The 12,429-nt window shown below is 65.0% G+C and carries 12 protein-coding genes; 10 read left to right on the top strand and 2 right to left on the bottom strand.

What is annotated here, in order from left to right:
- Positions 1–388 precede the first annotated feature (388 nt).
- Complete coding sequence (gene putA, locus XcodCFBP4690_RS20135) at positions 389–3,589, bottom strand: bifunctional proline dehydrogenase/L-glutamate gamma-semialdehyde dehydrogenase PutA (RefSeq protein WP_104543850.1); 3,201 nt, start codon at positions 3,587–3,589, stop codon at positions 389–391.
- Between the two features lie 279 nt (positions 3,590–3,868).
- Here putA and XcodCFBP4690_RS20140 point away from each other — a divergent pair, with 279 nt between their 5' ends.
- Genes XcodCFBP4690_RS20140 through XcodCFBP4690_RS20165 form a run of 6 tightly spaced genes read left to right on the top strand, consistent with a single transcriptional unit; the run spans position 3,869 to position 8,627 of the window.
- Positions 3,869–4,345 (top strand): DUF2244 domain-containing protein, encoded by a 477-nt coding sequence (locus XcodCFBP4690_RS20140; protein WP_167394727.1) that lies wholly within the window; start codon positions 3,869–3,871, stop codon positions 4,343–4,345.
- Positions 4,346–4,361: 16 nt separating this feature from the next.
- Positions 4,362–5,324, top strand: coding sequence for a cytochrome c oxidase subunit II (coxB, locus tag XcodCFBP4690_RS20145; RefSeq protein ID WP_104543852.1), 963 nt, complete (start codon positions 4,362–4,364; stop codon positions 5,322–5,324).
- Between the two features lie 39 nt (positions 5,325–5,363).
- Positions 5,364–6,968: a cytochrome c oxidase subunit I gene (ctaD, locus tag XcodCFBP4690_RS20150; protein ID WP_104543854.1), complete on the top strand. Its 1,605-nt coding sequence runs from the start codon at positions 5,364–5,366 to the stop codon at positions 6,966–6,968.
- Between the two features lie 19 nt (positions 6,969–6,987).
- Positions 6,988–7,122 (top strand): hypothetical protein, encoded by a 135-nt coding sequence (locus XcodCFBP4690_RS23310; RefSeq protein WP_008577456.1) that lies wholly within the window; start codon positions 6,988–6,990, stop codon positions 7,120–7,122.
- A complete protein-coding gene (locus XcodCFBP4690_RS20160) occupies positions 7,119–7,715 on the top strand; it encodes a cytochrome c oxidase assembly protein (RefSeq protein WP_104543858.1) in 597 nt (198 codons plus the stop codon). Before XcodCFBP4690_RS23310 ends, XcodCFBP4690_RS20160 begins: the two co-directional genes overlap by 4 nt.
- Positions 7,716–7,751: 36 nt before the next feature.
- Positions 7,752–8,627, top strand: a complete 876-nt coding sequence (locus XcodCFBP4690_RS20165; RefSeq protein WP_029221429.1) for a cytochrome c oxidase subunit 3 — start codon at positions 7,752–7,754, stop codon at positions 8,625–8,627.
- A 93-nt stretch (positions 8,628–8,720) separates the two neighbouring features.
- Here XcodCFBP4690_RS20165 and XcodCFBP4690_RS20170 read toward each other — a convergent pair whose 3' ends face one another.
- Positions 8,721–8,939, bottom strand: coding sequence for a twin transmembrane helix small protein (locus XcodCFBP4690_RS20170; protein WP_104543860.1), 219 nt, complete (start codon positions 8,937–8,939; stop codon positions 8,721–8,723).
- Between the two features lie 60 nt (positions 8,940–8,999).
- Here XcodCFBP4690_RS20170 and XcodCFBP4690_RS20175 point away from each other — a divergent pair, with 60 nt between their 5' ends.
- Genes XcodCFBP4690_RS20175 through cyoE form a run of 4 tightly spaced genes read left to right on the top strand, consistent with a single transcriptional unit; the run spans position 9,000 to position 12,398 of the window.
- A complete protein-coding gene (locus XcodCFBP4690_RS20175) occupies positions 9,000–9,722 on the top strand; it encodes an SURF1 family protein (protein ID WP_104543862.1) in 723 nt (240 codons plus the stop codon).
- A gap of 27 nt (positions 9,723–9,749) precedes the next feature.
- Positions 9,750–10,325, top strand: a complete 576-nt coding sequence (locus XcodCFBP4690_RS20180; RefSeq protein WP_104543864.1) for a hypothetical protein — start codon at positions 9,750–9,752, stop codon at positions 10,323–10,325.
- 10 nt (positions 10,326–10,335) lie between these two features.
- Positions 10,336–11,499 (top strand): COX15/CtaA family protein, encoded by a 1,164-nt coding sequence (locus XcodCFBP4690_RS20185; protein WP_064508200.1) that lies wholly within the window; start codon positions 10,336–10,338, stop codon positions 11,497–11,499.
- A 2-nt stretch (positions 11,500–11,501) separates the two neighbouring features.
- Complete coding sequence (gene cyoE, locus XcodCFBP4690_RS20190; RefSeq protein WP_104543866.1) at positions 11,502–12,398, top strand: heme o synthase; 897 nt, start codon at positions 11,502–11,504, stop codon at positions 12,396–12,398.
- Positions 12,399–12,429 lie beyond the last annotated feature (31 nt).

Raw genomic sequence — 12,429 nt, forward strand, 5'->3', positions numbered from 1 at the left:
TCCGCCAATGCGGCAGCGCGCAGGTTGCTTTTGCTACGCATACCTCCATGTTCTGCTTTGCCGGGGACGACCGGCGGTACTGGATGGCGTGCGCTGGACAGGAGTGCCTGGACGCGACGCGTGGGCTGCCGCTGCCAAGACAGGGCACGCACAGGTCCAATTCCTCCCAGGTTCTGAGGCGTTGCGAATCTTGCCGAGACGATTCCACAACATGCGGTCCTTAGTTCTTGTTTTTGAAGAACCACTCCGGCCGTAGGGAATTACGACCAGCCTTACACGGTTGTTTACCTGGGGAAAGTGACCTAGCGTGAGGCGTTACACCCACAAAAAACCCCGCTTTTGCGGGGTTTTTTGTGGCGAGGCTGATGCGCGTTCTCGGTGAACCGCCTTAGTCCCCCAGCGTCAGCAGCGAGGCATTGCCGCCTGCGGCAGTGGTGTTGACGGTGACGACCTTTTCGGTGGCAAAGCGCAGCAGGTAATGCGGGCCGCCGGCCTTGGGGCCGGTCCCGGACAGTCCCTGGCCGCCGAACGGTTGAACCCCGACCACTGCGCCGATCTGATTGCGGTTGACGTAGACATTGCCCACCGCGACACGCGAGGTGATGCGCTCAATGGTCTCGTCGATGCGCGAATGCACGCCCAGCGTCAGGCCATAGCCTGTGGCATTGATCTGCTCGATCACCGTATCGAGTTGGTCGGCCTTCCAGCGAATGACATGCAGCACGGGGCCGAACACCTCGCGCTGCAACTGCGCGAGCGAGGTCAATTCATAGGCACGTGGCGCGAAGAAGCTTCCGTGGGCGGTACCTGCATCCAGCCTGGTGGTCGCGATCAGACGCGCTTCGCGGTCCATGCGCGCCGCGTGATCTTCCAGGATCTTGAGCGCATCGGCATCGATCACCGGACCAACGTCGGTCGACAACAGGCCCGGATCGCCGATCTTCAACTCGCCCATGGCACCGGCCAGCATGGTCATGACCTTGTCGGCGATGTCGTCCTGGACGAACAGCACACGCGCCGCAGAGCAGCGCTGTCCGGCGGAGATGAAGGCGCTGGAGATCGCGTCCTTGACCACTGCCTCCGGCAGCGAGGACGAGTCGGCGATGAACGCGTTCTGGCCACCGGTCTCGGCGATCAAGACGCCGATGGCCGCATCGCGCGCCGCAAGGGTGCGGTTGATGATGCGCGCGGTCTCGGTGGAGCCGGTGAAGGCGACACCGGCCACGCGCGGATCGTTGGTCAGTGCGGCACCGACGGTGGCGCCATCGCCCGGCAGGAACTGAACGGCCGCTTCCGGTACGCCGGATTCGTGCAGCAGCTTGACCGCTGCAAAGCCGATCAGATTGGTCTGCTCGGCCGGTTTGGCGATGACCGTGTTGCCCGCGGCCAGTGCTGCCGCGACCTGGCCGAGGAAGATCGCCAGAGGGAAGTTCCACGGGCTGATGCAGACGAAGACGCCACGGCCATGCAGCTGCAGTTCGTTGGATTCGCCGGTCGGCCCGGGCAGGCGTTCGCGCGCGCCGAATTGCGCGCGTGCCTGGCCAGCGTAGTAACGCAGGAAATCGACCGCTTCGCGGACCTCGGCGACGGCATCGGGCAGGGTCTTGCCGGCTTCCTTGACGCAGATCGCCATGAACTCGGGCATGCGCGCTTCCAGCAGGTCGGCGGCGTGCTCCAGGATGGTGGCGCGGCTTGCCGCCGGCGTGCGATTCCAGGCTGGCTGCGCGGCCGCTGCGGCCGCAAGCGCCTTCTGCACGGTGGCCGGGTCGGATGGCTGCCAATGCCCGACCGTCTCGCGGCGATCTGCAGGATTGAGCACAGGCGCGCGCGGCGTGCCGACGACTGCGCCGGGCACCAGCGGCATGGCCGCCCACGGCTTGATCGCGGCGTTGAGTTGGTCGGCCAGCTGCCGCAGATCGTTGTCGTTGGCGAGATTGGCGCCCATGGAATTTTTCCTGTGTTGGTTCTGGCTGCGCAACAGATCGGTCGGCAGCGGGATCTTGGGATGCGGGATCGAAGCAAACGACGACACCGCTTCGACCGGATCGCGGATCAGGTCCTCGATGGCGACATCCTCATCGGTGATGCGATTGACGAAGCTGGAATTGGCGCCGTTCTCGAGCAGCCGGCGCACAAGATAGGGCAGCAGATCCTCATGCGAGCCGACCGGCGCATACACCCGGCATGGCAAACCCAGGCGATCTGCCGGAATCACTTCGGCGTACAGGTCATCGCCCATGCCGTGCAGCTTCTGGTGCTCGTAGACCTTGCCGCCGGAGATCGCACGCACCGCAGCGATGGTCTGCGCATTGTGGGTGGCGAACATGGGATACAGCGCATCGCTGTGCGCGAACATCCGTCGTGCACAGGCCAGGTAGGACACGTCGGTATTCTGCTTGCGGGTGAATACCGGGTAGCCGGGATGGCCTTCGATCTGGGCGCGCTTGATCTCCGCATCCCAGTACGCACCCTTGACCAGGCGCACGGGAATTCGGCGACCGACGCGACGTGCCAGGTCGGCCAGGAAGTCGATCGTATAGGGCGTGCGCTTCTGATACGCCTGCACGGCCAGGCCATAGCCTTCCCAGCCATCCAGCGACGGATCCGAGAACGTGGCTTCGATGATGTCCAGCGACAGTTCCAGGCGGTCGGCTTCCTCGGCGTCGACGGTGTAGCCGATGCCATAGGACTTGGCCAGCTGCGCCAGCTCCAGCACGCCCGGAACCAGCTCTGCCATCACGCGTGCGCGCTTGGCGTGCTCGTAACGCGGATACAGCGCCGACAGCTTGATCGAAATGCTGGGCGCGGCGAACACATCGGTGCCGACGAAGTTGCCGCTGCGGCCGATCGCATGGATGGCATCGCGATACGCCTGCAGGTAGCGTTGCGCGTCCTTCATGGTGAGCGCGCCTTCGCCGAGCATGTCGAACGAATAGCGGTAGTTGGCGTTGTCGCCCTTGCGCGAGCGCGACAGGGCCTCGCCGATGGTCCGGCCCATGACGAACTGGTGGCCCATGATCTTCATGGCCTGACGCACGGCCAGGCGGATCACCGGCTCGCCGACGCGGCCGATCAGGCGCTTGAACGCACCAGGCACATCGGCGCGGGTGAGGTCGTTGAGTTGCACCAGCCTGCCAGTGAGCATCAGGCCCCACGTGGAGGCGTTGACCAGCATCGAATCGCTGCCGCCCATGTGCTTTTTCCAATCCGCATCGCCCAGTTTGTCGCGGATCAGCTTGTCTGCAGTGTCCTGATCGGGAATGCGCAGCAGCGCTTCGGCCACGCACATCAGCAACACGCCTTCCTCGCTGCCGAGGTCGTACTGGCGCATGAAGGCTTCGATTGCGCCCTGATCCTGCGCACGGGCGCGCACGCGGGTGACCAGGTCGGCGGCAAGCGCCTGCACCTTGGCCTGATCGGCAGCGGGCAGACGCGCCTGGTCGAGCAGCTCGTGCACGTGTTCGGCTTCGTCCTTGAGCCAGGCGGCGGTGATGGCGGCGCGCAATGCACCGGGCGCTGCCGGTAATTCGGGCGCCAGCAGCATGTGGGCGGTACTGGAAGAGGCAGTTGGATCGAGCTGAGCGTTCATGCGAAATGGGCCTTGATAACCGTGCTCATTCTAGTGAGCCACGGCGGTTGCACACTTGTGCGGATGCGGCAGCTTTCCCGCCGTTTTGTGCAGGTCGCCCGTGGTTGTGATGGCGACCCCACTCAGCGCTGCGTGCACCCCCAGGTTTTCGGGAAGTGATTGATTTGACGCGCACTTTTAGCTGCACTGCAGCAAATTGCCGATTGCCGGAAACGCTTGCCGCATGCGTCGGCGCAGGTCTACCATCGGGCTGTTCCCGCAGTGCGCTGCGTGTGGCCGATGATCGAAGTGCTGCCATTGATGTCCGAAGGGGCCGGGACGCAATTGCGGTTGCGGCCTCCGCGGGCACTGTCGTCCCGGCAGTTCGTCCTGTTGTTTGTGGTCTTGGCTGGAACGATGTGGTTGTTTGCGGGCCTGGGGTGGTGGACCGGCAATGCATTCGCGCCGGTGTTCGCCCTGTTGCACAGTGGTGTGGTGGCGCTGGCGCTGCGGCAGTTGTGGCGAAGCGGCGAGCGCGAAGAAGCGATCCGGGTTGGGGAAACCGCTGTCGAGGTATTTCCGTCCGGGCGTGCGCCACCAGCGTTTCAGGTACATCCGCATTGGGTGCGGCTGTGCATGGAACGGGATGACAGGGTGCTGTTGGTGAGCAGCGGCAGGCAGATCGAGATCGGAAGTTTTCTCGGGCCGGCCGAACGTGTGGAACTGGCAGATACGCTGAAACGCTTGCTCGCGGCCGCCAATGGCCGTCACCGATGACGTAAGGGTCTAGGCAATGACGCAACGCAGCAGCTGGAAATCGATCTACACCGGATGGGGACTGTCATTGGCGGCGCTGGCGATCGCGCCAGCCGCCGTGGCGCAGTCTGCCGACCCCAAGGAATGGCAGCTCAACATGGGCCGCGGGGTCACCCAGACCGCGCGCATGGCCTACGAAGCGCATATGGTGGCGCTGTGGGTCTGCGTGGTGATCGGCGCGCTGGTGTTCGGCGCGATGGGCTATGCCATCTTCAAGTTTCGCAAGTCCAAGGGTGCGGTGGCTGCGCAGTTCAGCCATAACACCAAGGCCGAAGTGCTGTGGACGGTGATCCCGGTGCTGGTGTTGATCGCCATGGCCTGGCCGGCGACTGCCAAGCTGATTGCGATGTACGACACCCGCGAATCGGAAATGACGGTCAAGGTCACCGGCTATCAATGGATGTGGAAATACGAGTACCTGGGCCAGGGCGTGGAATTCACCAGTCGCCTGGCGCGCGAATCCGATCGGATCCGCCAGAGTGGCGAACGTCCGACTGCGGCGTCGCAGCCGCACTATCTGCTGGACGTCGATAACCGGCTGGTGTTGCCGGTCGACACCAAGATCCGCTTCGTGATCACCGCCGACGATGTCATCCACGCTTGGTGGGTGCCGGCGCTGGGCTGGAAGCAGGACGCGATCCCGGGCATCGTCAACGAAGCCTGGACCAATATCGAGCAACCGGGCGTGTACCGCGGGCAATGTGCCGAATTGTGCGGCAAGGACCACGGGTTCATGCCGATCGTGGTCGAAGCCTTGCCCAAGGCCGAATTCCAGCGCTGGCTGGCCTCGCGGCGCGGCGCGGCGCAAGCGGCGCCCGCAGGTGCGGCACCGGCTCCCGCGGCGCCCGCCCCTGCAACACCCACGCCGGCGCCCGCTGGCGACGCGGCGCCTGCACCCGCACCCGCGACGCCGGCTGCCGCACCGACCGCCGCTCTTTAACCGCACGCAACCGCACCGCTTCGCAGAGGTCGTTCCGTCATGGCGCATACCGCAGTCGATCACCACGGACACCACCAGCCCGGTTTCGTCGAGCGCTGGTTCTTTTCGACCAATCACAAGGACATCGGCACGCTGTATCTGTTGTTCTCCTTCGTGATGTTCATCATCGGCGCGGCGATGAGCGTGGTGATCCGCGCCGAACTCATGGAGCCGGGCCTGCAATTCGTCAAGCCGGAATTCTTCAACCAGATGACCACCGTGCATGCGCTGGTGATGATCTTCGGCGGGGTGATGCCGGCCTTCGTGGGGCTGGCCAACTGGATGATTCCGCTGCAGATCGGCGCGCCGGACATGGCGTTGCCGCGCATGAACAACTGGTCGTTCTGGCTGTTGCCGGTGGCCTTCACTTTGCTGTTGCTGACGCTGTTCCTGCCCGGCGGTGCGCCGGCCGGTGGCTGGACGCTGTACCCGCCGCTGTCGCTGCAGGGCGGCTACAACGTGGCCTTCAGCGTGTTCGCGATCCATGTTGCCGGTGTCAGCTCGATCATGGGCGCGATCAACATCATCGCCACCGTGCTGAACATGCGCGCGCCGGGCATCGACCTGCTGAAGATGCCGATCTTCTGCTGGGCATGGCTGATCACCGCCTTCCTGCTGATCGCGGTGATGCCGGTGCTGGCCGGTGCGGTGACCATGTTGCTGACCGACAAGTTCTTCGGCACCAGCTTCTTCAATGCGGCCGGTGGCGGCGACCCGGTGATGTACCAGCATATCTTCTGGTTCTTCGGCCACCCGGAGGTGTACATCATGATCCTGCCGGCGTTCGGCGTGGTCAGCGAGATCATCCCCACCTTCAGCCGCAAGCCGCTGTTCGGGTACCAGGCGATGGTCTACGCGATTGCGGCGATCGCGTTCCTGAGCTTCATCGTGTGGGCGCACCACATGTTCACCGTGGGCATGCCGCTTGGGGGCGAGATCTACTTCATGTTCGCCACCATGCTGATCTCCATCCCGACCGGGGTGAAGGTGTTCAACTGGGTCAGTACGATGTGGAAGGGGTCGCTGACCTTCGAATCGCCGATGCTGTGGGCGGTGGCGTTCGTGATCCTCTTCAGCATCGGCGGATTCTCGGGCCTGATGCTGGCGATCGTGCCGGCCGACTTCCAATATCACGACACCTACTTCGTGGTGGCGCATTTCCACTACGTGCTGGTCACCGGCGCGGTGTTCGCGCTGATCGCAGCGGTGTACTACTGGTGGCCGAAGTGGACCGGGCGCATGTACAACGAGACCTGGGCCAAGTTCCATTTCTGGTGGACGATGATCTTCGTCAACCTGCTGTTCTTCCCGCAGCACTTCCTCGGCCTGGCCGGCATGCCGCGGCGTATCCCCGACTACAACGTGGTGTTCGCCGACTGGAACCTGGTCAGCTCGATCGGTGCGTTCGGCATGTTCGCCACCCCGTTCCTGATGGCCGGCATCCTGTTTGCCTCGCTACGCGGCGGCGCCAAGGCCGATGCGCGTGCATGGGAAGGTGCCAAGGGGCTGGAGTGGACGGTGCCATCGCCGGCGCCGGCGCATACCTTCACCGTGCCACCGGTGATCAAGCCTGGAGATCTTGCGCATGAAGACATCGGTCACTGAGTCCGCCCCGGAATCGGCAGTGACGCGCCTGTTGTCTGCGGCCGAGCGGCAGGCGCAGCAGCGTCGCGCGGTGCGACGCACGGCGATCACGGTCGGCATCATCGCGTTGCTGATCTACGCGGGATTCATCGCATCCGGAGTCATCGGGCGGTGAGTGCACGTGCGCCCGCGCCTGCACCGACCGCTGGCTTGTTCAAGCTGCTTGCCGTGGTACTGGGTGTGTTCGTACTGACGTTTTCCTTGGTGCCGCTGTACCGCATCGCCTGCGAGAAGGTCTTCGGTATCCGCATGGAGCGCGCGCCCGGCAACGCGCGGGCAGGCGCGGGCACGCTCGCCGTGCCAGGCAAGCGTACGGTGCGGGTGGAGTTCGATGCCGGTGTCAATTCCAAATTGCCGTGGACCTTCCATCCCGAGCAGATGACGATGGATGTGGTGCCGGGCGAGCTCAACGAAGCGCTGTACTTCGCACGCAACGACAGTGCACGCGCAGTGGTCGGCAGCGCGGTACCGTCGGTCGCACCCGCGCGTGCATCGGGATATTTCAACAAGACCGAATGTTTCTGCTTCACCGCGCAGACCTTGCAGGCCGGCGAGACGCGCGACATGCCGCTGCGTTTCATCGTCGATCCGGCGCTGCCGCCGGAAGTCACCACCATCACCTTGTCCTATACGTTCTACCGCAACGATGCGCTGACCTCTGAATTGCAGGGCGCAGGCGCCTCCGGTGCGCCACGCGCCGCACCGTAAATCCATCCACCCTTACCACGACACGGAAGCAACGCCATGGCCGATCACAGTCCCAACGCCGATGCGTATTTCGTCCCGAGCCAGAGCAAATGGCCGTTCGTCGGCTCCATTGCGATGTTCGTTATGATGATCGGCGTGGCCAGCTGGCTCAATGATGCGGCCTGGGGCCGCTGGACGTTCTTCGCCGGCATGGCGATGTTGCTGGCGACGTTGTTCATGTGGTTTGGCGATGTCATTCGCGAGTCGAATGCCGGCAACTACAACCGCCAGGTGGACGGTTCGTTCCGCATGGGGATGGTGTGGTTCATTTTTTCCGAAGTGATGTTCTTCGGCGCCTTCTTCGGCGCGTTGTTCTACACGCGCGTGCTCACGCTGCCCTGGCTGGGCGGCGAGGGCGACGGGGTGATGACCAACGAATTGCTCTGGAATGGCTATTCGGCGGCCTGGCCGACCAATGGACCGGGCACGATCGGCGGGCAGTTCCAGACCATCCCGGCCTGGGGCCTGCCGCTGATCAATACCCTGATCCTACTCAGCTCGGGCGTGACCCTGACCATTGCGCACCACGCGCTGAAGGGCGGGCGCCGCGGTGCGCTGCTGCTGTGGCTGGGGCTGACGGTGCTGCTGGGCTGCGTGTTCTTGTTCCTGCAGGCGGAGGAGTACATCCACGCCTACACCGAACTCAATCTCACCCTGGGTTCGGGCATCTACGGCTCCACCTTCTTCATGCTCACCGGATTCCATGGCATGCATGTGCTGCTGGGCACGATCATGCTGGCGGTGATGTGGCTACGCGCGGCCAAGGGCCACTTCACCCGCGACAACCACTTCGCCTTCGAAGCGGCCGCGTGGTACTGGCACTTCGTCGACGTGGTGTGGCTGGCGCTGTTCCTGTTCGTGTATGTCCTTTGAGGGCGGGGATTCGGCAGTGGTGATTCGGGATTCGCCAGACCAGGCGCCTGCGCGTTTGCGAATCCCCAATGTCGAATCCCCGATCCCGGCCCCTCAGCGGCCGACGCCATGTGGCTTGATCCAGCCGGTGTAGATGCCGATGATCACGATCGCGATCAAGGCGACCGATAAGCCGATGCGCCAGGTGAGTGCGTTGACGGTGCGTTTGGTCTGGCCGCGGTCGGTGAGCAGGTAGTAGAGGCCGGCGCCCAGGTTCCACAGAATCACGATCAGGAAGGCGACAATCAGCAGCGTCTTGAGCGAATCGTTCACAGCAGCCCCGGTGGTCGTCGGCGTGGTTGTCGCATTGCACGCCTTTTTGCGCCGCTTGTCATGACGCGCAAGCACACGGGGATGCTGGGCTGGGCACTGGCGGTGCTGGTGAGCGCGGGGTTTGCGTCGCTGGGGCAGTGGCAGCTGCAACGCATGCACAGCAAGGAAGCGCTGCTGGAACGCGCGGCGCATGTGGGGGAGAAGCCGTTGACCCTGGTGCAGGCCCTGGCCAGCCCGCAGGCGCTGAGCTGGGTCACCGGACGTGTGCGCTTCCTGCCGCAACAGGTCCTGCTGGATAACCAACTGCATGATGGGCGTGCCGGTGTGCGCGTGTATCAACTCGCCGCGGTGGAGGGGGCAGCGGGGACGTTGTTGGTCGATCTTGGCTGGCTGCCGTTGCCGGCGAACCGGCAGCTGCCGCACCTCGCGGCGCTCGACGGCGCGCGGGCGGTGCAGGGCCTGGTCAGTGCACCGCCGTCGGCCGGGCTGGCGATCGGCCCTGCACTGGCGCCCACCGCCACTGCGGGCACCTGGCTGGCTACGCGGCTGGACCCGCAGGCCGTGCGCGAGGCGCTGGGCAGCCGCGACATTTCGTCGCAGGTGCTGCGCCTGGATCCGGCCTTGCCGGTGGGTTACGTGCGCGATCTGGACATGCTGCCCAACACGCTGCCGCCCGCGCGGCACTTGGGTTACGCAGTGCAATGGTTCGGGCTGGCGCTTGCGGTGCTCAGTACTGCCGCGCTGCTGAGCTGGCGTGCGCGGCGGCGCATGCGCGGGCACTGACGCCTGCGGCATGAGAAAATCGCCGCTATGACCACCTCTCCATCGGCCACACCGCACGCGGTCAAACGCGGCCGCAGAATGCTGATTGCCCTGGCGGTGCTGTTCTTCGGCTCGATGTTGCTGGCCGGCGTGCTGCGCTTTGCCGGCTGGCAGCCGGCGTCGATGCGCAACAACGGCCAATTGCTCAATCCGCCTGCCGACCTGCGTGCGCTGACGCCGGTGCGCGCGGACGGGAAGCCGTATGCATGGGCACCTGGCGAGCGCGTGTGGCGGATCGCCCTGGCTCCGCCTGCAGGGTGTGCGCAGCAGTGCCTGGCATTGGCCGCGGAACTGGACAAGGTATGGCAATTGCTGGGACATCGCGCCGACAAGGTGGAGGTGCTGTGGATCGGTACACCGCCGGCCGGGCTGCCGCCGATGCCGGCCCTGCGCGTGCTGCGCGACGATGCGCAGCTGCGGGGCGCGCTGCCGCAGGTCGACGATGCAGCCGGTGTGCCGGTGTATGTGATCGATCCCAACGGCTTCGTGATCCTGCGCTATGCACCGGGCTTCGACCCGGCCGGCCTGCGCTCGGATCTGGTCAAGCTGCTGAAACTGATGTGAGCTCGTTTCGATGAATCTGTTTGCGCCACCGGCACTGTTCCGCCACTTCCACCGCATGGCCTGGCTGGCAGCGTTGTTCACTGCGAGCACGATCCTGTTCGGTTCGTTCGTGCGCCTGTCCGATGCCGGCATGAGCTGCCCGGACTGGCCGACCTGCTATGGCCGCGTGACCTGGCCGCAGACCACCGACGAAGCCAACACGCATGTGGCCAGCAAGATCCGGCCGCTGGAGTCGCACAAGGCCTGGCGTGAGCAGGTGCACCGCTTCCTGGCCGGGGCGCTGGGAGTGGAGGTGCTGGTGCTGACGCTACTGGCCGCGCGCCGCCGTCGCATGGGGATAGCCCAGGTCGTTTCGGCCGCGGTGCTGGTGGCGTTGTCGATCCCGCTGTACATGTCCGGCTGGCATGGGTTGGCGATGGGCGTGGCGCTGGCCGGCGAAGCCATCCTGCTGTTGGCGGCCTTGCGCTGGAGCAACATCGACCTGGCGCGCGCGGCGGTGCTGACGCTGGCGGTGGTGATCTTCCAGGCGCTGCTGGGCATGTGGACGGTGACGCTGCTGCTCAAGCCCATCGTGGTGATGGGCCATCTGCTCGGCGGCATGCTGATGTTCTCGCTGCTGGTGTGGATGGCCTGGCGCGCTACGCACCTGCCGATCACGCTGGCCGACGCCTCGCGGTTGAAATGGCTGCTGCGCCTGGGCGTGGCGGTGTTGGGCCTGCAGATCGCGCTCGGTGGCTGGGTCAGCGCCAACTACGCGGCGCTGGCGTGCGGCGGCGGCAGCTGGTCGGCGGACAATTTCCCGCGCTGCGTCAGCCAGTGGTGGCCGCCGCACGACTTCCGCGAAGGCTTCACGCTGTGGCGCGGTATCGGCGTGGATTACGAAGGCGGCGTGCTCGATGGTGCGGCGCGCATCGCCATCCAGATGGCGCACCGGCTATGGGCGATTGCCACTGCGCTATACCTGTGGTGGCTGGCGTGGCGGTTGTCGCGCTCGCCGGGCATGCGGGTGTGGGCAGGTGCGTTGGCATTGCTGGTGGCCGTGCAGGTGACACTGGGCATGCTCAACGTCAAGCTGGCGCTGCCGCTGGAAGTCTCGGTGCTGCATAACGGCGGCGCGGTGGCGCTGCTGTTCGTGCTGGTCTCCCTGTTGGCGCGGTTGCGCGCGCCGGAGTGAGCATGGCCGTCAGCGCACGCGATTACTGGGATCTGACCAAGCCCAAGGTGGTGGCACTGATCGTGTTCACCGCGCTGGTGGGCATGTTCCTGGCCATTCCCGGCATGCCGACCTGGGTGCAGGTGCGCACCGGCGCACTGGGCTTCCTGGGTATCTGGCTGGCCGCCTCGGCGGCGGCGGCGATCAATCAATTGCTCGATGCCAAGATCGACGCGCAGATGGCGCGTACCTCGTGGCGTCCGCTGGTGGTGGGCAAGGTGCGGCCGTGGCAGGTGCTGGTGTTCGCCGGCGCGCTGATCGTGATCTCCATGACCCTGCTGGTGGTGTGGGTGAATGTGATCACCGCAGTGCTGACCTTCGCCTCGCTGATCGGCTACGCGGTGATCTACACCGTCTACCTGAAACGCGCGACCTCGCAGAACATCGTGATCGGCGGTCTGGCCGGCGCCACGCCGCCGATGCTCGGCTGGGCTGCGGTGACCGGCTTGCCGACCACCGCGGACTGGATCAATGCCTCGTTGCTGGTGCTGATCATCTTCATCTGGACGCCACCGCATTTCTGGGCGCTGGCGATCTTTCGCCGCGCCGATTACGCCAAGGCCGCGATCCCGATGCTGCCGGTGACCCATGGCGTGCCGCACACGCGCAAGCAGATCCTGGTGTACACGGTGCTGCTGGCGCTCGTGACGCTATTGCCGGTGGTGGTGGGCATGAGCGGAATGTTCTACCTGGGCGGTGCGCTGGTGCTCAACGTGGTGTTCCTCTGGTACGCCTGGCGCATGCTCGACCCGCCGGACGAATTGTTCTCGATGAAGATGTTCGGCTACTCCATCGTCTATCTGATGGCGCTGTTCGCGTTTTTGATGGTGGACCACCTGCTGTTGCCGTGGGTACGTTAGCGGCAGCGAATGCCCGCTGCTGCCATCACGG

This window comes from Xanthomonas codiaei (assembly GCF_002939785.1).
GTDB classification, from domain to species: Bacteria; Pseudomonadota; Gammaproteobacteria; order Xanthomonadales; family Xanthomonadaceae; genus Xanthomonas; species Xanthomonas codiaei.